The organism is Streptomyces sp. NBC_01237, assembly GCF_035917275.1.
Lineage (GTDB): Bacteria > Actinomycetota > Actinomycetes > Streptomycetales > Streptomycetaceae > Streptomyces.
Genome location: NZ_CP108508.1, coordinates 6,101,139 through 6,120,209 on the forward strand (window position 1 = coordinate 6,101,139; position 19,071 = coordinate 6,120,209).

Below are 19,071 nucleotides of genomic sequence, written 5' to 3' on the forward strand. Positions count from 1 at the left end.
GGAGCGCAGAATGACGATCCGTCACTCGGCCCGTGCCTCCGGTGCGCCGCCCGGCCCGGCGCCCTGGGGAGCACGCGGGTGGGCCCTGCTGTTCGTGCTGTCGGGAAACATGGTCCTGGACGCCATCGAGGTGTCCGTGGTGCTCGTGGCCCTGCCCACGATCGGCACCGACCTCGGCATGGGCCTGATGACGGTGCAGTGGCTGATGAGCGGCTTCGCCCTCGGCTTCGCCGCACTGCTGCTCCTCGGCCCCCGCGTCCACGCGCGCTGGGGCAGGCGCCGGGCCTACCTCGGCGCGATGCTCCTGTTCGCCGTCGCCTCGGTGGTGGGCGGCCTGGCCGACGGCGAGGGGCTGCTGATCGCCACCCGTGTCGTCAAGGGCTTCTGCGCCGCGCTGACGGCACCGACCGGGCTGGCCATCATCAGCACCACGTTCCGGGAGGGGCCGCAGCAGCGCCGGGCGGTGTCGGTCTACTCCCTCTTCGGTGCGGCCGGATTCACCGCCGGGGTGCTCCTCTCGGCGGCACTCCTCGAATCGAGCTGGCGCTGGACGTTCCTCTTCCCCGCGCCGGTCGCGGTCGTGCTGCTGCTCCTGGGCGCACGGCTCATCCCCGAGGACACCGGGGCCGACGCCCCCGGTCCCGTACCGGAGGCGCGGCCGGCGGAGGCGGGACCGCGGCCGAAGTCCGGTGCGGCGGCGCTGCTGCGCGACGGCCCGCTGGTGCGGTCGGCCCTGGGCGCGGCCACGCTCAACGGCACGTACGCCGGTCTGCTGCTGCTGATCACCTTCCAGATCCAGCGCCAACTGGCCTGGTCCCCGTGGCAGTGCGCGCTGGCCCTGCTTCCCGCCTGTGTGCCCCTGGCGGTGGCCGTCCCCTTCGCGGGGCGCCTCGTCGGCCGCTTCGGTACGGCCGGGCTGATCGCCCTGGGAGCGCTCGCCCCCTTCCTCGGCCATGTGCTGTACCTGTGGCGTGCGGACGCGGGAGCGTACTGGACCGGGATGCTGCCGGTGCTGCTGCTGGTGGAGACCGGCTTCGTCCTGTCCTTCGCGGCACTGAACATGCAGTCCACATCGACCGTCCGGCCCGCCGACCGCGCGCTGGCCGTGCCGCTCTACCAGACCGGTGTCCAGCTCGGGGCCGTCCTCACGCTGCCGCTGGTCGCGCTCCTGACGACCAGCTACGACAGCTACCGGCCCGCCGTCGCGCTGATCACGGCCGTCGGCGCCGCGGGCCTGCTCATCGCGCTCACCGGCCTCGCTCCCCGCCACCACCACCCCGTACCACCGGACGGAAAGGCCCGCACATGACCGAGCACGCCCTTCGTACGGGATCCGGGGACATGCCGTCGGTGCGGCGCACGGACGCCGCGGCCGTCTTCGTCGGCCAGTTGTTCGTGCCCGACGGGCAGCGGGGGACCGCCGTCCTGGAGCGGACGGCCGGACGATGGGCCGGGACTCCCTGGCCCCCGTCGATGCTCTCCTTCAGCTGCTACCTCAGTACGGAGCAGGACACCGTGCTGACCTACGCGCAGAGCGCCGACGCGGACTCCTGCCGCCCCTTCGTCCACACCCTGGGGGAAGCGGAGCCGTGGGGCACGGTCGAGTACCGGCTGCGCCGGAGCGTGGTGCCGTCCGGCGCTTCCGGTATGCCGGGGTGCATGGTCGTCGCGACGTTCGACGTGGACGGCGCCGAACGGCAGGACCACCTCATCCGCACGCTGTCCGACGCGCTGGAGGACATGCCCGCGGACCGGACGGCGGGCATGCTCTCCGCGAACTTCCACACCGCGACCGACGGCACCCGGGTCCTCAACTACGCGGAGTGGACGACCGACGAGGCGCACACCGGATTCCTCGACGGCTCCGCACGGGTGACGACGCTGCGGGTCAGCGGTGACATCCCCGGGGTGCGCCCCATCGGCTTCAAGCGCTACCACCTCCACCGAAGTCTGGGATGAGACACAGGGCACGGCGGTGACCGCCGAACCGCTTCCGGCCGGGCTGCGCACCGCGTACGCCGTCGACGCCGTGCCCGCCGTCACGCTGTTCCCCGAAGAGGAGGAGCCCGTCGCCGGGGCCTGGCTCGGGCCGGCGGACGCCGTCGTGGTGATCGCGCCGGACACCGCGACGTTCCGGGTCCGCCCCAGTCCGGAACTCGACGCCCCCGCCCGGAAGTTGCTCGGCGCTCCGCGCGGCCGGTGGCTGGTTCAGGACGGTCCGGCGCTCACCGCGGCCGGCCACCCGCCGGTGAACCGGACCGGTGGTGGTCAACCTTGGTGCTATTTACCTCCTCGCTCCGCTGCGCGCATGTGACGATGCAGCAGCCGAAGGCGTTGGCGAAGACGCGTCGTGAAGCTCCGGGAGACGCCTATGGCTCAGGGGGTCATCCAGGTGTTCCAGTCCCGGCCCGACGCACAGCAGCAGTCCGAGGTCCGGGGGGATGACGCAATTGACGGACGCATGGAACGTGCTTGTGGTGGAGGGTGACGCGCAAGCGGCGCTGACCCTCGTGAACGACCTGCGCTGGCACGGCCACACGGCCAGCGCCGTCACCACCGGGGCAGCGGCGCTGGAGGAGCACCACACCGCCGACCTCATCCTGCTCGACCTGGACCTGCCGGACGTCGACGGGCTGGAGATCTGCCGGTCGATCTCCGCGCTGTGCGACACCCCGCTCATCGCCGTCACCGCCCGTGACAGCGAGCTGGACCGGGTGCTGGGGCTCCAGGCGGGCGCGGACGACTATCTGGCCAAGCCGTACGGCGTCCGGGAGCTGCTGGCCCGGATGGCCGCGGTGATGCGCCGGTCCCGGGCCGGGCGCGCCGCGGCCCGGGACGTGGACCTGGGGCCGCTGGTCATCGATCAGGAGACCCGCGAGGTACGGCTGGACGGGCGGACCGTGCCCCTCACCCGCAAGGAGTTCGACCTGCTGCGCCTGCTGTCGTCCAGACCGGGGGCGGTCTTCACCAGGCGGCAGATCCTCTCGCAGATCTGGCACGACACCGACATCCGGCGCAGCCGCACGATCGACACGCATGTCAGCAGCCTGCGCCGCAAGCTCGGTTCGAGCGACTGGGTCGTCACGGTGCGGGGCGTCGGGTTCAAGATGGTCCGCAGATGAGCCGGCCGACGGCGGCGGCAGGGCTCCCGGCGGGCGCGGCCTCATCCGCGCCCTCGCACGGACACCGGCCGCTGCGCGCGCGCGAGGCACTCCTCCAGGAAGGCGAGGACGCGCAGATGATAACTGCGGGCCGTCAGACCGAGGCTGATGTTGTGTCCGGCGTCAGCCAGGTGTTCGGTACGCACCAGGGGTGAGCCGAGCCGCGCGGCCATCGCCTCCAGGGTCGGCGGATCGATGTGCCACCAGCGCTCGTGCTCCGCGAACGTGAGGCGCACCGGGACCCGCACCGAGGGGGCCAGTCCGGCGTACGTCGCGGGCCATTCCACCGCCTCCGTCGCCTCGATCGTGGGCATCGGCGCGATCAGCGGCCGGGCCAGCCGGAACGTGTCGGGCGGGTAGAGGGAGGGCGGCCCCCAGTGCAGAGCGTGCCGCTGCCGCCCGTCCGTACCGGTCACCCGCGTGGGGGCGACGGCCCACCGGTCGCTGACGCCGGAGACATCCACCCCCAGGAGTCCTTCCGTGCCCGGGAGCCCGTCCCCGCCCCAGCCCGCCGCGGTGGCCAGTGCGACCTTCCCGCCCAGCGAGTGCCCCACCAGGAAGAAGCCCGCCCCGGTGGGGTGTTCGCGCCCGTACGCCGCCAGCGCCGCCCGCAGCCGGTCCGCCTGTCCGGCGAGTCCCACCCCGTCGGGAGCCTCGCGCGCCGAGCGTCCGTAGCCGGGCCGGTCGAGCGCGAGGGCCGCGTAGCCGCAGTCGGCGGCGAGGGAGAGCAGCGAGGTGGCCGGATCGGCCTGCCCGTGGAAGTACCCGGCACGCATCCCGCCGCCGTGCAGGGCCACCACCACCGCCCTGGGGTCCGCCGTACGGGGGCGGGCGAGCAGTCCGGAGAGGGTGAGGCCGTCCGCGTCCAGTTCGATCCCGGTGACGGCGGGTTCAGGAGCACCGGGAGGTGCGGTGGTGTCAGGAGCACCATCAGCGGCGGGAGTTACGGAGGCGTCGGGAGTACCGGGAGCGCCGGAGGCGGCCGGGGTGCCGGGGCCGGTCACCGGGGGCGGGGACGTGAGGGGCTGGGTCACGGGAAGCTCCGATTCGGTGAGGAGGATCCGGGTCTCCGGTCAGCGGCCGGCGTTCCCGGTTCTCCGTTCAGCGTGCCAGCAGTTCCCGGGTCAGGGTGGCGAGTCGCTTCGCATCGTGCGTGTCGAAGGACTTGTCCGTCAGCCCCATCCGCCGGCCTTCGGCGAAGGCGCTCACCGGTTCGGCGGGCGGCGCGTCGAGGACGGTGAGGATCGGCGCGATGCCCGCCTCCACCGGCTTCGCCATCCGCTTCATCCCTTCGATGTGGGCCTTCGTCGCGGGGTCGTACTCGCCGGAGAAGCTGGTGGACACGCTGCCCGGGTTGAACAGCACGTACCGGATGCCGCCCGTGCCGTACTCCTCCGCGAACGCGACACCGAGCAGGTCGTTCGCCTTGCCGCCCTGCATCTGGGCGACCAGCCCGTTGTAGTCGCGCTTCATCTCCAGGTCGGTCCAGTGGATCTCGCCCATCGGGCTTCCCGGACCCGCCACGTTCATGATGACCGGCTGCTCGCCCTTCTCCAGCAGCGGGCGCAGACCGTGGCCGAGCAGGAACCGGCTCAGATAGAACAGGGCGAAGGTGCCCTCGATGCCTTCCGCCGTCTCACGGCGCGCCGAGAGGTAGTGCCGTGCGCACAGCACGAGGGCGTCCAGCGTGGGGAACCGCGCCGCGATGCTCTCGATGACCCGCTGGTTCTCGCTGATCAGGCTCAGATCCGCCTGGACGAACGTGGCCCGTTCCCCGGCTCCCATGGCAGCCGCCTCGGCGAGGAAGGACGCCCCCTTCGCGGCATCGCGCCCGATGATGAGGACGGCGTCGCCACGGTGCAGCCGGGCGAGTCCCAGGGCCCGGCCCATCCCGTCCGTGCCGCCCTGAATCACGATGTTCTTCACCAGGAGTCTCCTTGCCATGGGTTGAACCAGCGAGTTCAATCTAGTTGTCTGGTGTGACCCATGCAACAGACGTGGGCGTATGGCCGGAAAGGGCGGCGCAGGGCGGACGGCTCACTGCGGCGCCCCGGCCAGCACGGGCGAGCCCGAGGCGCCGTGGCCACTGCCGCCCCTCGTACCGGTGGCGACCTCGCGCGGGGGATGCCGCCGGGCCGGCCGCGTCCGGCCGGGCAGCGCCAGCCGGGTCAGGACCGGCACGGCGAACGCCGGGCCCCCGCGGCTGTCGCGGAACTCCAGGAAGTGGGAGGCGACGAGGGATTCCACCAGCTGGCTGAACTCGCCCGGATGCAGCCCCGACAGCGCCGCGGCCTGCCAGAGGTCCCGCTCCAGGATGGGCTGGGGGAGATCGGACAGCAGGAACAGCAGATTCTGCTCCGCCTCCGCGAGCCGCAGATGGGCCCGGCCGAGCCTCGACAGACAGTCGTCCTGCGGACCCTGGAGCACCGCGAGCCGTCCGCCGTCGCCACGTGCGCAGTGCAGCTGGTCGCGCAGGGCCAGGTTCGGCCAGGCGCTCAGACGCCGTCCCAGCGCCCGGAGGGCCAGTGGCAGCCCCCCGTACAGTTCGACCAACTCCCGTGCGGCCGACCGCTCCCGCGCGACGCGGCGGGCGCCGACGATGCCGCCGAGGAGCGCCACTCCCTCGTCCGGCGACATCCCCCGCAGCGGGACCGTGGTGACCGTGCCGGGCAGGCCCTCCATCCGCCGGCGCGAGGTGATGACCACCGAACAGCCCGGACTGCTCGGCAGCAGCGGAATCACCTGCTCGCCGGAGGAGGCGTCATCGAGCACCACCAGCATCTGGCGTTCCGATGTCCAGCTGCGAAAGAGCCTGGCCAGGTCCTCCGCCGCGTCCGGCAGGCGCTCGGCGGCGTACCCCGAGGACAGCAGCAGCGACGCCAGCGCGTCACGGGCGGGGACAGGGGTGCCGTCCGGGCGGTGGAGGGTGGTGAAGAGCTGGCCGCCGGGGTAGTGCGAGCGGAGCCGGTGGGCGGCCTGCACCGCCGTCGCCGTCTTCCCGGTGCCCACGGCCCCCGTCACCAGGGCGACCCGTACCGCCGACGGTCCGTCCGCACCCGAGCCGACCGGCCCGACCGCGGCCACGATGCCCGACACGTCCCGCTGCCGGGCCACGCAGTCGGCCATCCCGGGCGGGAGTTCGGCCGGAGAGGCGGGCGCCGCCCAGGTGCCCGTCGGTGCCGCGGTCCGGCCGCCGGGAGGCGCGGCGTCCTCCAGGACGCTCTGCTGAAGACTCCTGAGCCCGGTCGAGGGTTCCAGGCCGAGTTCGGCGATCATCGCCGCCCGCAGCCTGCTGTAGGCGTCGAGGGCGACCTGCCGCTGCCCCGACCGCGTCGCCGCGGTCATGAGCTGCCCGCAGATCACCTCGCTCAACGGGTGGTCGATCGCGAGCCCCTTGAGCTCGCTCAGCAGTTCACGGTGGTGCCCGAGCGCCATGTCGGCCTCGACGCGCCGCTCCAGGGCACCCATCCGGAGGTCCTCCAGCCTGGCCTGCTGCGCCGAGAGCAGCACACCGGCCGCCGACCCGGAGAACGGCCGCCCCCGCCACAGGGCGAGCGCTTCGCGGTACGCGTCGGACGTGGCGCGGGCATCTCCCCTGCTCTGCGCGGCCTGCCCGGCCGCGCAGAGCTCCTCGAAGCGCCAGAGGTCGAGCTGCCCCTTCGCCACCCGGAGCCGGTACCCGCGCGACTCCGTCTCAAGCCGCGGCGGTTCCCGGTCCTGTGCGCCGTCCGCCGCGGCGGTGCCCTCCGCCCGAGCCGTGCCGTCGGTGCCCTGCGTGCCCTCCCGCAGCGCTTTGCGTACGTGGTAGATGTACGTCTGCACCGTCTTGCGCGCGAGCCGCGGGGGCGCGTCCCCCCAGAGCTCCTCCACCAGGCTCTCCAGCGTCACGACGTGGTTGGCGTGGGCGAGCAGCAGTGACAGGACTTGGCGGCTCATGGGCGAGGCGGGTTCGCACGCACCCCGGTCCCCGCGTACTTCCACCGGTCCGAGAATGGCGAAATGCATGAACTCCCCGTTCGTGGTTACCGTTGCCGCGCGGAATGTTCTCCGATTTCCGCAGCGCTCAGGTCGCAGGTATTTCTGGTGATTCCAGCGTCAGGCAATGGGCGTAAAGAGCCCCGGGGTCACCGCCGCCCGCCTGGTCGAGCAACGGTTGGATCACTTCCTCGATATGATCGGCGGCTTCTTTCTCCGACACCCATTCCGAGAGCACGAGAACACTGCCGCCGTCCAGGCCGATATGGAAATTGGCGGCAATGGCGCCGGGATAGTCCCGGTCGGCGCCCTCGGTCGCCTCCTCCGAGGCCAGCAGTCCGTCGATCCAGCCGCGGGCGGCCTCCTCGCCGGCCATCGGGAACACCGCCGCCGGGAAGCACTCGGGTGCCGGGTCCGTGTCGGTGACCCTGCCGCCCCGCACCACCCGGTACAGCCGGAACGGCACAGCCCCGGACGGCCGAGCGCCGACCGCTTCCCACACCGGCCCCCCGCGCGAGACGCCCGTCTCCTGCCGCAGGGAACCGTGCAGCGCCTCGTCGGACGACCACTGCCCGTAGGTCAGCACCCAGGCGCCGTCGGTGCTCGCGTAGCAGCTGAGGGACACCAGCTCCGCGGGCCATACGCCCGAACGCCAGTGCGCGGATATCGCGTCCGTCGCGGCGCGCTGCCCCTCCCGGCCGTCGACAGCCACCACCTCGACCAGTGCGACGGTCACATCGGGACGGTCGATGACTGGCAGACCTGCGGATTCGAAGGTCATACTCGGCTCCTCGCAAAGAGATGTATCGGTGGACCTGCTCCGGATTCCCATACTCGATGGCGCCGTGACAGTTTCGCATGCATGCAGGTAAACGATGCAATAAGAAAATGAAACTCGGCAGCCATCTCTTCGCAGAAATGCAGAACCATGTCAGGGGAACTGCAGAGAAACGTCAGAGAACCTGCGCAGACCGCGCGGAACCACCCCTTCACGGGCCCGCCCCCGGCTGCGCGGCCCCGCCCGCCCCGCACTCGCCCGCCCGTACGCGCATTCCCGCGGATTTCACCCGGATGGCCGCGTCCGGGTGGCCGCACACCCCCGGGCGGCGGAACCTCAGGGTTCGTAGACCAAACCCGGAATGTCAGGGTTCGGCGACCGAACTACGGAGGTCCCCCCATGAGCAACTCGGCGCAGCAGCACCGGACACCGGCGTCCACGGCGAACTCCTGGGCCACCGGCGGGCTCGTCTTCGCGGGTGTCCTGATGCTCATCGAGGGCATCCTCGGCATCTTCCAGGGCATCGCCGCCATCGCCGAGGACGACGTCTACACCCGGTTCGGCGACTACATCTTCAAGTTCAACCTGACCGGCTGGGGCTGGATCCACCTGATCCTCGGCATCATCCTGGTCATCACCGGCTACGGGCTGCTCAAGGCATTCACGTGGGCGCGCGGTGCCGGTATCGCTCTCGCCGCACTGAGCGTCATCGCCAACTTCATGTTCCTGCCGTACCAGCCCGTCTGGGCCCTGATCACCGTCGCCATCGGCCTGTTCGTCATCTGGTCGCTGAGCACCTATCAGTCCGACGGCAAGATCTGAGGCGTTCGACCCGGACTTCCCCGCCGTCGCACCACCCCGGCGGGGGAGTCGGCCCTCCCTGAACCGCCCGGCGCCCACGTTCGCGCTCCGGGCGGTTCAGGGCGTGTCAGGACGGTCCGGGAGCGTGTCAGGACGGGTCGTACCAGGCGAACGCGGAGATCCGCCAGCCCGCGGAGGTACGGACGAACTGGATGGTCTTGGTACCGCCACCCTCGAACGGCGCCCCGTCCAGGATTCCGGACTTGCGGTACTCGCCGAACCGTGCGGCGATGTCGCCCGCGATATCGGTCCGTTCGGAGGTTTCCCACTCGGAGAACTCGACCAGCCGGCCGTCGGACAGCAGCCGTTGGCGAGGCTCGATGAACTCCTCCACGCTCTGGACGGTGAAGTCCGGGCCGGTCTTGACGATCACGCCGCCGGGGAGCAGCAGCCGACGGATCCGGCCCACGTCGGCGACCCGGCCGCCCCGGTTGTCGAAGGCGCCGAAGAACTCGGCGGTCAGCGCGTCGATCTCGGTCTTGGACATGGCGGGACGGTAGCACCCGGCCCGCCGCGCGCCGACCCCGCGGGCACGACCGGCCGTCCGGTCCCTCGGGACCGGACGGCCGGCGGGCCGTGTCACGCGACCGGACCACGCCGGATGCGGAGATCTCCCGCGAGGACGAGCCTGGTGGCATGGCGATTCCCCCGATAGTCATCCACGCCCCTACGTCGGCCGGTGGCCGGCTGGTGACCGTCCACATCAACGGTCGGTCGGAAACGCTCGGGATCGCGCACAGCGACCACGACCTCGTCACCTTTCTCGAAGAGGCCGGTCTGGAGGACCCGGATCGGGCCCTGGACACCCCGGCCCTTGTCGAGTGGCGCGGCGGCGAGGCGCATCGGTACACGAACTGAGGCGGGGCGCCGCGTGCGCTGTTCGTATGAAAAGGAGAGGGGTTCCGCGCGTTCGGAGTCCGGATAGCTGGGCGGAATGACAGAAGGCCGCACAGTGGACGGGGCCGTGTCGAAGAGACAGGCGGTCACCCGATTCCGGGGAGCGTGGGAATGACTGCCCTTCAGCTGACGGTCGTGGTGCCGTGTTTCAACGAGGCCGAAGCGATCGAGACCTTTCACACCACACTGATCGCCGCCCTGGGGCCCTTGGGCGGTGAGCTGGAAATCTGCTATGTGGACGACGGCAGTACCGATGGGACGCGCTTACTGCTGGGTGGTCTGGCGGCCATGGACAAGCGTGTCCGGTACACCGCGTTCAGCCGGAATTTCGGCAAGGAGGCCGCCATGCTAGCGGGGCTCCGGATGTCCCGGGGCGCCGCGGTCGTACTGATGGACGCGGACCTCCAGCATCCACCCGAACTCATTCCCCGCATGCTGGAACTGCACCGGCACGGCTACGACCAGGTGATTCCGCGACGTGACCGGACCGGCGACGGAGTGCTGCGCAACGCCCTCAGCCACACCTACTACGCGCTGGTCCGCCGCTGCATGGACGTGGAGGTCCTGGACGGCTCCGGCGATTTCCGGCTGCTGTCACGACGGGCCGTGGAGAGTGTGCTCTCGCTCCCGGAGAGCAATCGATTCTCGAAGGGGATCTTCTCCTGGATCGGCTTCGATACGGTCAGCTTCCGGTACCGGAACCGGGAACGCGCGGCCGGACAGTCGAAATGGGGAAGCAAGAGACTGCTGAACTACGGCATCGACGGATTGCTGTCCTTCAACAACCGCCCCTTGCGGCTGGCCATCTACACCGGGTTCTGGGTCTTCGTATCGGCACTCGCCTATGCCCTGTGGACCATCGTGAACGTCTTGCTGAACGGTGCGGACACACCCGGCTACGCCACCCTGCTCACCGCCGTCGTGGCGCTCAGCGGAATTCAGCTGGTCACGCTCGGAGTCATCGGCGAGTACGTGGGGCGTATTTACCACGAGGCGAAACACCGACCCCCCTATGTCGTCAGGGAAACAAGCGAATCGTGCCCGGCGCTGCCGGGAAAACCTGAACCGGTCGCCACGGGGGAGCTGAGCGAACTCGCGTCCGGCCGGTCACGCACCCTGCGCCAGTTCGCCTCCTTCGTGCTGATCGGATGTGTGAACACGGCGGTGTACATGGCCGTCTACTACGTGCTGAACCAGCGCATCCCGTATCTGGCCGCCCATGCGGTGGGTTTCACGGTCAGCTTCATCGGCTCGTTCCTGCTCAACTCCTACATCACCGTGGGGACGAGGCCGACCTGGCGCGGGTTCGCGCGCTACCCCCTGTCGAGCGTCATCAACCTCGTGGCATCGGGCGCCCTGCTCCATCTCGCGGTCAGCGGCCTGGACATGGACAAGAACGTCGCCGCCCTGGCCGCGGGAGTGCTCGTCACCCCCTTCTCCTTCCTGCTGGCCCGATGGGCGATCACGTCGGGCCGGGGCACGGACGCACAACCCGACCGGCCGGACGGCAGCCGGGCCGAGCCATCGGCGATCAAGTCCGACAGCCGTTGACCGAAGACGCCCTGTCCACCCCACCCTCAACAACCACGCCCTGAACCACCGCGTCGTGAACCACCACGCCCTTGAACCACGCCAATGAACGTCACGCGAGAACGGACGGCGACGAAAGGCACCCGCACATGGTTGGCAGCGTCCCGGGAACCGCCGTTCCGGAACCGCCGGACGAACGGCTCCGGTCATCGGGGAGACGGCGAGGGAGGTGGACGCGGAGGCGGCCGTGGGCGGACTACTGGGTACCGGCCCTCGCCCTCGTGCCGCTCGCTCTGCTCGCCGCCGCCTCATGGTCCGGGCGCTGGGTCCGCCCCGGTGCAGACGACTGGTGCTTTCTGCCGGTCGTACGGGACGAGGGCATCTCCGGCATCGTCGGCAAGTTCTACTTCGACGACAACGGGCGGATCGCGAACGGACTGCTGGTCGGGGCCTACGCGAAGTTCGGCGTCGCCGGGCACCAGTGGTTCGCCCTGGTCAGCGGCGTACTGATGCTCGGCATCCTGTGGGCGGTGACCGCCGCCGCACTGCGCAGGGCGGGACTCGCGGTGCCCCGCGGCACGGCGCTCCTGACCGCCGCCACGGTCACCGCGCTCTTCCTGTTCGTGACGGCCAACACCTACAAGACGTTCTACTGGCCCGCCGCCTCCGTGTCGCACACCCTGCCGCCCGTGCTCGCCTGCGCCGCGACGATTCCGCTCCTGCGGGCCCGATCGCGCCGGGGCAGGCTCCTCGCCCTGGCCGGTGCCCTGGTCATGGGCCTGGTCGTCGGCACCCTGTCGGAGGAGACCGCGGTCGTCGTCGTGGTCGTACTGTTCGCCGGACTGCTGACCGGCCGCAGGGTCCTCCCGGCGCATGCCCGGACCTACGGGCTCGCGTGGTGCGCGGCGGGGATCGCCGGTACGGGCATCGGCGCCCTGATCCTGATCACCTCACCGGGCTCCCGGACCCGGCGCGAGCGGTACGGTGCGCAGAACTCCACCCTGCTGGCCCCCGATTCGCTCATCGCGTCACTGCGGGGGTTCGGCGAGATCATCGTCACGGTGGCCACGACATGGCAGTACGTGGGTGCGGTCGCGGTGGGACTCCTGGTGAGCCTGATCGCCCAGCGCTCCGACGGCCGCCCGCCCCGCCCGCCCGCGCACTGGCCCCTGCTCGCCGTCACCGGCACGCTCGCGCTGTTCGTTTCGGGATACCTCTGTACGGTCATCACCTACCCGGCCTTCGGTGAACGCGTCGCCACCGCCAACCGGCTCTGGAACGACTACTTGTTGCTGTACATCGCGCTGCTCGTGGGCGCGGGCCTGCTCCTGGGCCGGGCGGTGCGGCTGATCGACCCGCGTACCCGCCTGCTCACCGGCACGGCCACGGCCCTCTGCGCGGCGCTCTGCGTCCTGGTCTGCATCGAGCCGGCCCTCTCGCTCAGCGACCTCGACACCAGCATGCGGGCACGGGCCCAGCGCTGGGACCACCAGGACCGATGGCTGCGGGAACGGGCGGCAGCGGGCGCCGAGGTGCTCCCGTACAAACCGGTCACGGTCAGCGAGATGCTGGAACCGTTCGGACGGCAGGGCCGCGACGTCTGGCCGGCCGGTTGCGTGGCCGACTACTACCACCTCGGACGTGTCACCTACACGACCACACTCCCCTCCGAGACCTGAACTCGGCTGTGATGGTGCCTGGTACGCGGTGCGGCGGCCCTCCGCGTCGTCGTTCATCACCGGGCCATCGGTCCATGTCGACGGCGGCCGGCCGCTGTACCGAGGCCGTCAACAGGCAAGGAGACAGAACCGCATGATCGAACGAGTCCGAGCCGTCCTCGTCACCGAGGACGACACGATGCTGGTCATCCGCCGCACGAAGCCCGGTGTCCCCGTGTACTGGGTGCTGCCCGGTGGCGGAGTGGAAGCCAGTGACGAATCCCGGGAGGCCGCCCTCCACCGGGAGATCCACGAGGAGATCGCCGGGAAGGCCGACATCATCCGCCTCCTGCACACGATCGAATCGGACGGCGAGCGCCAGTTCATCTACCTGGCCCGCATCATGACCTGGTCCTTCGAGGACCGCACCGGACCCGAGTTCAGCGCCGAGGGCCGGGGCGAGTACGCGCTGGAGGAGGTTCCGCTGACGGTGGAGGGGATCGACGGCATCGACCTGAAGCCCGAGGAGATGGCCGACGTCCTGCGAGGCGCTGTCCAGGACGGAACCCTTGTCGGCGCAAGCGCGCTCGTCTCCCAAACGTCTCCCAAATGATCTACGGACGACGGAAAGGCCCGACCGCTCGAAGCGGTCGGGCCTCTCCCATTCCTGCTCTGACCTGCCATTCAGCCGTCGGCTGAGCTGCAAGCCGATCAGGCCTTCTTGGTCTCCCAGAAGATCGTGTCGATCTGGGCGATCAGGTCCAGAGCCTTCTGGCCGGTCGCCGGGTCGTTCGAGCCCTTGGCCGCGGAGAGCGCCTTCAGGGTGTCGTTGACCAGCTGGTGCAGCTCCGGGTACTTCTCGAAGTGCGGGGGCTTGAAGTAGTCGCTCCAGAGCACCGAGACGTGGTGCTTCGCGAGCTCCGCGCGCTGTTCCTTGATCAGAACGGCGCGCGTGCGGAAGTCCGCGTCCTCGTTGGCCTGGTACTTCTCCTGGACGGCCTTGACGGACTCCGCCTCGATGCGGGCCTGGGCCGGGTCGTACACACCGCAGGGCAGGTCGCAGTGGGCGCTGACCTTCACCTTGGGGGCAAACAGGCGGGAAAGCATGGAGCTGTCCTTCCTCGTGATCGTCTTCTCAGGTGGGACATTACTCCGTGAGCGACCGGATTCAGCGGCTGCCCCATGGGCTTAGGTCAAAAGTCCAGGGTGAGGATCAGACCGGTGGCCGAATGTACGGCGCGGTTCGCGGGAGGGTGTACTGAGGGATGGACCGGGGAGGTGCCGGAGATGCAGGAGCTGACGCAGGGGCCCGGAAGCGGGCGTGCGGCGCGGGTGCCGTTTCAGGTGGTGGAGGTGTCGGGGCCGTCGATGGTGCCCACGCTCTACCACGGTGACCTGCTGCTGGTGCGGTACGGGGCGCAGGTGCGCCCGGGAGACGTGGTGATCCTGCGTCATCCGTTCCAGCAGGATCTGCTGGTGGTGAAGCGGGCCGTCGAGCGCCGGGCGGGCGGCTGGTGGGTGCGGGGTGACAACACGTTCGCCGGTGGGGACAGCACGGATTACGGGACCGTCCCCGAGGAGCTCGTCCTGGCCCGGGTGCGGGCCCGCTACCGGCCGCTGAAGAAGGATCAGCGGTCGGTGCTGGGCGTGCTCGGCTGGGCGGTCTCCGCGGTGCGGCCGGTTTCGGCGGCCCGCTCGGACTCCAGGCGCTTGCGGGCCCGGTAGGCGGCGACGTTCGCCCGGGTCGCGCAGCGGTCCGAGCAGTAGCGCCTGGACCGGTTGGTCGAGGTGTCGAGGTACGCGTTGCGGCACGGCGCGGCCTCGCACAGGCCGAGCCGGTCCACGCCGTGCGAGGTGAGGTGGAAGGCCAGGCCCATGGCCGCGATGGCGGCGTACCCGGCCGTCGCGTTCGACGGGTGGTCGGCCAGGTGCATGTGCCAGTCCGGCTTCCCGTCGTCGTCCCTGGTGTCGTGGCCGGAGATCTGCGGGCTCACCGGGAACTCCAGCAGCAGCGAGTTGAGCAGGTCGACCGCGAGGGTCTCGTCGCCGATGTCGGCCGCCTCGAAGACCGCGCGCAGCCGGGCCCGTACGGACCGGAAGCGGGTCACGTCCGCGTCGGTCGCGCGGCGGGCCGCCTGTCCGTTGGCGCCGAACAGGTCCCGGACGGCTTCGACCCTGGTGAGGACGTCCTTGTTGCGGGCCGGCTCCTCGGTGTTGACCAGGCGCACGGCATAGTCCGAGTAATAGGCCAGTTCCACTTGTAGTCCTTACAGTGTCGGTCTAAGGTCGATGTGTCGACCAGTGTAATGGGCAATATTGGCAATGGGGTATTACGTGGAGGCGGGTATGACGGAGACGGCGACGGGCACCGACTGGCAGTCCTGGCAGGAGAGCTGGGACCGGCAGCAGGAGTGGTACATGCCGGACCGCGAGGAGCGGTTCCGGGTGATGCTGGACATGGTCGAGGCCGTGGTGGGGCCGGAGCCGAGAGTGCTCGACCTCGCGTGCGGTACGGGAAGTATTACGGACCGGCTCTTCCGTCGGTTCCCGAACGCCACCAGCACCGGCGTGGACCTCGACCCGGCGCTGCTCGCCATCGCCCGCGGCACCTTCGACGGTGACGACCGGGTCACCTTCGTCACCGCCGACCTCAAGGACCCCGGCTGGACCGGGCGGCTGCCCCACGACTCGTACGACGCCGTTCTCACCGCTACCGCCCTGCACTGGCTCCACAGTGAGCCGCTCGCCGCACTGTACGGGCAGATCGGCCAACTCGTGCGCAGCGGCGGGGTGTTCATGAACGCCGACCATATGATCGACGCGGACACCCCCCGTATCAACGCCGCCGAACGCGCGCACCGGCACGCCGCCATGGACCGTGCCAGGGCCGCGGGTGCCCTCGACTGGGCCGACTGGTGGGCCCTCGCGGCCCAGGACCCGGTCCTCGCCGGTCCCACCGCCGAGCGGTACAAGATCTACGGCGAGCACGCGGACGGCGACATGCCCTCCGTCCAGTGGCACGCCCGCACACTGCGCGAGGCGGGGTTCGCGGAGGCGCGTCCCGTCTGGGCCTCGCCCTCGGACAGCCTGGTGCTCGCGGTGAAGTGACCACGACTCCGGCAGCACGCAGGGGCGGTACGGACCCGTGTCCGTACCGCCCCTCTCGCGCAGTCGTGCCGAGCCGTGCCGCCTGTTACAGCACCTTCGACAGGAACGACTTCGTCCGGTCGTGCTGCGGGTTCGTCAGCACCTCGCGCGGGTGGCCGGACTCGACCACCACACCGTCGTCCATGAAGACCAGCGCGTCGCCGACCTCACGGGCGAAGCCCATCTCGTGGGTGACGACGATCATCGTCATGCCGTCCTCGGCCAGACCGCGCATGACGTCCAGGACGTCCCCGACCAGCTCCGGGTCGAGCGCCGAGGTCGGCTCGTCGAAGAGCATCAGCTTCGGCTCCATGGCGAGCGCCCGGGCGATGGCCACCCGCTGCTGCTGTCCGCCGGAGAGCTGGGACGGGTAGTTCGTGGCCTTGTCGGACAGACCGACCCGGTCCAGCAGGCGTTCGGCACGCGCGCGGGCCACGGCCCGTGTCTCGCCCCTGACCTGTACCGGAGCCTCCATGACGTTCTCGATGGCCGTCATGTGCGGGAACAGGTTGAAGCGCTGGAAGACCATGCCGATGTCCCGGCGCTTCAGCGCGACCTCGCTGTCCTTGAGCTCGTAGAGCTTGCCGCCCTTCTGGCGGTAGCCGACGAGTTCGCCGTCGACCGAGAGCCGGCCGGCGCTGATCTTCTCCAGGTGGTTGATGCACCGCAGGAAGGTCGACTTGCCGGAACCGGACGGGCCGATCAGACAGAAGACCTCGCGCGGGGCGACCTCCAGGTCGATGCCCTTGAGGATGTGCGCGGAGCCGAAGGACTTGTGGACGCCCTCGGCCTTCACCATGGCGGTCATGCCATGCCTCCCTTCGGGCGGCCCAGGGACAGCGTGTTGGCCCGGATCTTCTGGAGCGGGGTACGGGTCTGGGTGCGGCTGGAGCCGCGGGCGTAGTAACGCTCCAGGTAGTACTGGCCGACGCTCAGCACCGAGGTCATGATCAGATACCAGGCCGCCGCGAGGAAGTACATCTCCACGGGCGCGCCCGAGGTCTGCCCGATGTCCTGCGCGTACCGGAACAGCTCCGTGAACTGCACGGCCGCCACCAGCGAGGTCGTCTTGAGCATGTTGATGACCTCGTTGCCCGTGGGCGGCACGATCACCCGCATCGCCTGCGGGATCACGACGCGGCGCAGCGTCTTGCTGTGGCTCATGCCCAGCGCGTGCGACGCCTCCGTCTGCCCCTCGTCGACCGAGAGCAGACCGGCGCGGCAGATCTCCGCCATGTAGGCGGCCTCGTTGAGGCCCAGGCCGAGCAGCGCGGTCAGCAGCGGCGTCATGAAGGACGACCACTCGTCCTTGTAGACCGGCCCGAGGTTGATGTACTCGAAGACCAGGCCCAGGTTGAACCAGACGAACAGCTGGACCAGGACCGGGGTGCCGCGGAAGAACCAGATGTACGACCACGCGATGGACGCGGTCACCGGGTTCTTCGACAGCCGCATCACCGCGAGCAGGACGCCGCCGACGATGCCGATGATCATCGAGAGGACGGTCAGCAGCAGGGTCTGGCCGACACCCCGGAGAATGCGGTCGTCGAAGAAGTAGTCCGGGATGGCGCCCCAGTTGATCTTGCCCTGCGAGAAGGCGTAGACGAGGGCCGCGAGCAGTCCGATGGCCACGACCGCGGACACATAGCGTCCGTAGTGCCGGACCGGGACGGCCACGATCGCCATGGGCGGGGCCGCGGGAGCGGGCGGTGTGTCGGCCGGTCCCGTCTTCTTGATGTCAGTCACAGGCGTTGCCTCTCAGCGTCGCTCGCCGTCACGAACCGCCGTTGACCTTGGCCTCGGTGACAGCTCCGGCCTCCACACCCCACTTGGCGATGATCTTCTCGTACTCGCCGCTCTTGATGATCGCGTCGAGCGCGGCCTGGACGGCCTTGGTGAGCTGGTCGTTGCCCTTGGCGACGGCGATGCCGTACGGGGCGGCCTCGACCTGCTCGCCGACCAGCTGGAAGTCCTTGCCGCCGCCCGAGGTCTTCACCGCGTACGCGGCGACCGGGAAGTCGGAGGAACCGGCGTCGGCGCCACCGCCGCGCAGGCGCGTCTGGGCCTCCAGGTCGTTGTCGAACGACTCGATGGAGATCTTGCCCTTGCTGCCGCACTTGGTGCTCTCGGCCTTGGCGAGATCGTGCGAGACGGTGCCGCGCTGGACCACGATCTTCTTGCCGCAGAGGTCCGACCAGGCCGCGATGGACCGGTCGTCGCCCTTCTTGGTGTAGATCGAGACACCCGCGGTGAAGTAGTCGACGAAGTCGACGCCCTCGCCGACCTTCTTCCCGGTCTCGGAGTCGATGCCTTCCTGGCGGTCCTTGGTGTCGGTCATCGACGACATCGCCACGTCGTAGCGCTTCGATCGCAGGCCCGTGATCAGCGTGTCGAAGGTGCCGTTCTCGAAGGTGAACTTCACTCCGAGCTGCTTGCCGAGCGCGGCGGCGATATCGGGGTCGATACCGACGACCTTGCCGGACTTGTCCTTGAATTCGACCGGCGGATACGCAATGTCCGAACCGACCTTGATTTCGCCCTTGTCCTTGATTGCCTTCGGCAGGAGGCCGGCGAGCGGGGCGTTCTCGGTGACGTTCGTGTCGCTGCTCTTCTTGGCGCTGTCGGTCTGGTCGCCGCAGGCGGTCAGCAGCATCGTGCCGGCGACCGCGATGGCGCCGACCGCTGCGATCCGGTACTTCGCGGTCGTACGACAGGTGGTGCTTGCGGTCATGTCGGAGTCCTCCGGCGGGTGAGGGTGGGGAACTGGCAGGTGAATGCGCACGCACCTTTGGGTGTCGCCACCTTGTGTGATTACGGCATCTTGCCATTCGGACTAGCCCATTCAGGGCGATAGTCATGTCAAAATCGGGTAACGGGTGACCCCCGAGTCTCAACGACCTGGTACATCAAGGCCGGACCATCTCTGGGAATACGATGCCTCGACCGGAGGATCTTCGGCGCGTCTCGACTGGTGGACGACTTTTACGCCACTGAGCGGACTTGTCCAGATATTCGACTATGAGTCACGTCACCGCGTCGATACGGACTCGTCCGAGGCACTGTT

The 19,071-nt window shown here is 69.8% G+C and carries 21 protein-coding genes; 11 read left to right on the top strand and 10 right to left on the bottom strand.

From position 1 onward, the window contains the following. The first annotated feature begins 10 nt into the window (after positions 1–10). The 4 genes from OG251_RS27330 (at position 11) to OG251_RS27345 (ending at position 3,122) form a co-directional block, all read left to right on the top strand. Entirely contained in the window at positions 11–1,309 is a 1,299-nt protein-coding gene (locus tag OG251_RS27330; RefSeq protein ID WP_326679609.1) for an MFS transporter, read from the top strand. Next, entirely contained in the window at positions 1,306–1,959 is a 654-nt protein-coding gene (locus OG251_RS27335) for a hypothetical protein (RefSeq protein ID WP_326679610.1), read from the top strand. Before OG251_RS27330 ends, OG251_RS27335 begins: the two co-directional genes overlap by 4 nt. 16 nt (positions 1,960–1,975) lie before the next feature. Continuing rightward, entirely contained in the window at positions 1,976–2,314 is a 339-nt protein-coding gene (locus OG251_RS27340) for a hypothetical protein (RefSeq protein ID WP_326679611.1), read from the top strand. Positions 2,315–2,441: 127 nt separating this feature from the next. Further along, on the top strand, positions 2,442–3,122 hold the full coding sequence (locus tag OG251_RS27345; RefSeq protein ID WP_326679612.1) for a response regulator transcription factor: 681 nt from the start codon (positions 2,442–2,444) through the stop codon (positions 3,120–3,122). A 41-nt stretch (positions 3,123–3,163) separates the two neighbouring features. On the opposite strand, the gene OG251_RS27350 is transcribed toward OG251_RS27345, so the two are convergent. The 4 genes from OG251_RS27350 to OG251_RS27365 all read right to left on the bottom strand — a co-directional run bounded on the left by OG251_RS27350 (position 3,164) and on the right by OG251_RS27365 (position 7,917). Continuing rightward, positions 3,164–4,036 carry an alpha/beta hydrolase gene (locus OG251_RS27350; RefSeq protein WP_442818435.1) on the bottom strand — a complete coding sequence of 291 codons (873 nt, stop codon included), beginning with the start codon at positions 4,034–4,036 and terminating at the stop codon, positions 3,164–3,166. A gap of 226 nt (positions 4,037–4,262) precedes the next feature. Continuing rightward, positions 4,263–5,087: an SDR family NAD(P)-dependent oxidoreductase gene (locus tag OG251_RS27355; protein ID WP_326679614.1), complete on the bottom strand. Its 825-nt coding sequence runs from the start codon at positions 5,085–5,087 to the stop codon at positions 4,263–4,265. 111 nt (positions 5,088–5,198) lie between these two features. After that, the gene (locus OG251_RS27360; protein ID WP_326679615.1) at positions 5,199–7,097 is read right to left on the bottom strand and encodes an AfsR/SARP family transcriptional regulator; all 1,899 of its coding nucleotides are present in this window, start codon (positions 7,095–7,097) and stop codon (positions 5,199–5,201) included. A 127-nt stretch (positions 7,098–7,224) separates the two neighbouring features. Further along, on the bottom strand, positions 7,225–7,917 hold the full coding sequence (locus OG251_RS27365; protein ID WP_326679616.1) for a hypothetical protein: 693 nt from the start codon (positions 7,915–7,917) through the stop codon (positions 7,225–7,227). 396 nt (positions 7,918–8,313) lie between these two features. On the opposite strand from OG251_RS27365, the gene OG251_RS27370 reads away from it, so the two are divergent. Further along, on the top strand, positions 8,314–8,736 hold the full coding sequence (locus tag OG251_RS27370; RefSeq protein WP_326679617.1) for a DUF7144 family membrane protein: 423 nt from the start codon (positions 8,314–8,316) through the stop codon (positions 8,734–8,736). A 127-nt stretch (positions 8,737–8,863) separates the two neighbouring features. On the opposite strand, the gene OG251_RS27375 is transcribed toward OG251_RS27370, so the two are convergent. Next, entirely contained in the window at positions 8,864–9,262 is a 399-nt protein-coding gene (locus OG251_RS27375) for a DUF4440 domain-containing protein (protein ID WP_326679618.1), read from the bottom strand. Positions 9,263–9,411: 149 nt separating this feature from the next. Between OG251_RS27375 and OG251_RS27380 the strand changes: the two genes are divergently transcribed. From OG251_RS27380 to OG251_RS27395, 4 genes are all read left to right on the top strand, one after another. Continuing rightward, positions 9,412–9,633, top strand: a complete 222-nt coding sequence (locus OG251_RS27380) for a hypothetical protein (RefSeq protein ID WP_073717876.1) — start codon at positions 9,412–9,414, stop codon at positions 9,631–9,633. A 150-nt stretch (positions 9,634–9,783) separates the two neighbouring features. After that, on the top strand, positions 9,784–11,223 hold the full coding sequence (locus tag OG251_RS27385) for a glycosyltransferase (RefSeq protein ID WP_326679619.1): 1,440 nt from the start codon (positions 9,784–9,786) through the stop codon (positions 11,221–11,223). 128 nt (positions 11,224–11,351) lie between these two features. Continuing rightward, a complete protein-coding gene (locus OG251_RS27390) occupies positions 11,352–12,881 on the top strand; it encodes a DUF6056 family protein (RefSeq protein WP_326679620.1) in 1,530 nt (509 codons plus the stop codon). 133 nt (positions 12,882–13,014) lie between these two features. Further along, positions 13,015–13,473: an NUDIX hydrolase gene (locus OG251_RS27395; protein ID WP_326679621.1), complete on the top strand. Its 459-nt coding sequence runs from the start codon at positions 13,015–13,017 to the stop codon at positions 13,471–13,473. A 98-nt stretch (positions 13,474–13,571) separates the two neighbouring features. Here OG251_RS27395 and sodN read toward each other — a convergent pair whose 3' ends face one another. After that, entirely contained in the window at positions 13,572–13,967 is a 396-nt protein-coding gene (sodN, locus tag OG251_RS27400; protein WP_014154121.1) for a superoxide dismutase, Ni, read from the bottom strand. A 180-nt stretch (positions 13,968–14,147) separates the two neighbouring features. Here sodN and sodX point away from each other — a divergent pair, with 180 nt between their 5' ends. Then, on the top strand, positions 14,148–14,585 hold the full coding sequence (gene sodX, locus OG251_RS27405; protein WP_326679622.1) for a nickel-type superoxide dismutase maturation protease: 438 nt from the start codon (positions 14,148–14,150) through the stop codon (positions 14,583–14,585). Here sodX and OG251_RS27410 read toward each other — a convergent pair. After that, positions 14,489–15,118 carry a CGNR zinc finger domain-containing protein gene (locus OG251_RS27410; protein ID WP_073717871.1) on the bottom strand — a complete coding sequence of 210 codons (630 nt, stop codon included), beginning with the start codon at positions 15,116–15,118 and terminating at the stop codon, positions 14,489–14,491. The two genes, sodX and OG251_RS27410, sit on opposite strands and share 97 nt — an antisense overlap. A gap of 88 nt (positions 15,119–15,206) precedes the next feature. On the opposite strand from OG251_RS27410, the gene OG251_RS27415 reads away from it, so the two are divergent. Then, the gene (locus OG251_RS27415; RefSeq protein WP_326679623.1) at positions 15,207–15,968 is read left to right on the top strand and encodes a class I SAM-dependent methyltransferase; all 762 of its coding nucleotides are present in this window, start codon (positions 15,207–15,209) and stop codon (positions 15,966–15,968) included. Between the two features lie 85 nt (positions 15,969–16,053). Here OG251_RS27415 and OG251_RS27420 read toward each other — a convergent pair whose 3' ends face one another. The 3 genes from OG251_RS27420 to OG251_RS27430 are packed head-to-tail and all read right to left on the bottom strand — an operon-like array spanning position 16,054 to position 18,738. Then, the gene (locus OG251_RS27420) at positions 16,054–16,806 is read right to left on the bottom strand and encodes an amino acid ABC transporter ATP-binding protein (RefSeq protein WP_326681434.1); all 753 of its coding nucleotides are present in this window, start codon (positions 16,804–16,806) and stop codon (positions 16,054–16,056) included. A gap of 5 nt (positions 16,807–16,811) precedes the next feature. Further along, the gene (locus tag OG251_RS27425) at positions 16,812–17,753 is read right to left on the bottom strand and encodes an amino acid ABC transporter permease (RefSeq protein WP_326679624.1); all 942 of its coding nucleotides are present in this window, start codon (positions 17,751–17,753) and stop codon (positions 16,812–16,814) included. A gap of 28 nt (positions 17,754–17,781) precedes the next feature. Continuing rightward, a complete protein-coding gene (locus OG251_RS27430; RefSeq protein ID WP_326679625.1) occupies positions 17,782–18,738 on the bottom strand; it encodes an ABC transporter substrate-binding protein in 957 nt (318 codons plus the stop codon). Between the last annotated feature and the right edge of the window lie 333 nt (positions 18,739–19,071).

What these genes read in the sequence shown, in the direction of transcription:
- OG251_RS27390 (WP_326679620.1), top strand. Translation starts at nt 11,352, where the DNA reads ATGGTTGGCAGCGTCCCGGGAACCGCCGTTCCGGAACCGCCGGACGAA.
- OG251_RS27335 (WP_326679610.1), top strand. Translation starts at nt 1,306, where the DNA reads ATGACCGAGCACGCCCTTCGTACGGGATCCGGGGACATGCCGTCGGTG.
- OG251_RS27385 (WP_326679619.1), top strand. Translation starts at nt 9,784, where the DNA reads ATGACTGCCCTTCAGCTGACGGTCGTGGTGCCGTGTTTCAACGAGGCC.
- OG251_RS27380 (WP_073717876.1), top strand. Translation starts at nt 9,412, where the DNA reads ATGGCGATTCCCCCGATAGTCATCCACGCCCCTACGTCGGCCGGTGGC.
- OG251_RS27360 (WP_326679615.1), bottom strand. Translation starts at nt 7,097, where the DNA reads ATGAGCCGCCAAGTCCTGTCACTGCTGCTCGCCCACGCCAACCACGTC.
- OG251_RS27370 (WP_326679617.1), top strand. Translation starts at nt 8,314, where the DNA reads ATGAGCAACTCGGCGCAGCAGCACCGGACACCGGCGTCCACGGCGAAC.
- OG251_RS27420 (WP_326681434.1), bottom strand. Translation starts at nt 16,806, where the DNA reads ATGGTGAAGGCCGAGGGCGTCCACAAGTCCTTCGGCTCCGCGCACATC.
- OG251_RS27375 (WP_326679618.1), bottom strand. Translation starts at nt 9,262, where the DNA reads ATGTCCAAGACCGAGATCGACGCGCTGACCGCCGAGTTCTTCGGCGCC.
- OG251_RS27365 (WP_326679616.1), bottom strand. Translation starts at nt 7,917, where the DNA reads ATGACCTTCGAATCCGCAGGTCTGCCAGTCATCGACCGTCCCGATGTG.
- sodN (WP_014154121.1), bottom strand. Translation starts at nt 13,967, where the DNA reads ATGCTTTCCCGCCTGTTTGCCCCCAAGGTGAAGGTCAGCGCCCACTGC.
- sodX (WP_326679622.1), top strand. Translation starts at nt 14,148, where the DNA reads ATGCAGGAGCTGACGCAGGGGCCCGGAAGCGGGCGTGCGGCGCGGGTG.
- OG251_RS27330 (WP_326679609.1), top strand. Translation starts at nt 11, where the DNA reads ATGACGATCCGTCACTCGGCCCGTGCCTCCGGTGCGCCGCCCGGCCCG.
- OG251_RS27430 (WP_326679625.1), bottom strand. Translation starts at nt 18,738, where the DNA reads ATGACCGCAAGCACCACCTGTCGTACGACCGCGAAGTACCGGATCGCA.
- OG251_RS27345 (WP_326679612.1), top strand. Translation starts at nt 2,442, where the DNA reads ATGACGCAATTGACGGACGCATGGAACGTGCTTGTGGTGGAGGGTGAC.
- OG251_RS27395 (WP_326679621.1), top strand. Translation starts at nt 13,015, where the DNA reads ATGATCGAACGAGTCCGAGCCGTCCTCGTCACCGAGGACGACACGATG.
- OG251_RS27415 (WP_326679623.1), top strand. Translation starts at nt 15,207, where the DNA reads ATGACGGAGACGGCGACGGGCACCGACTGGCAGTCCTGGCAGGAGAGC.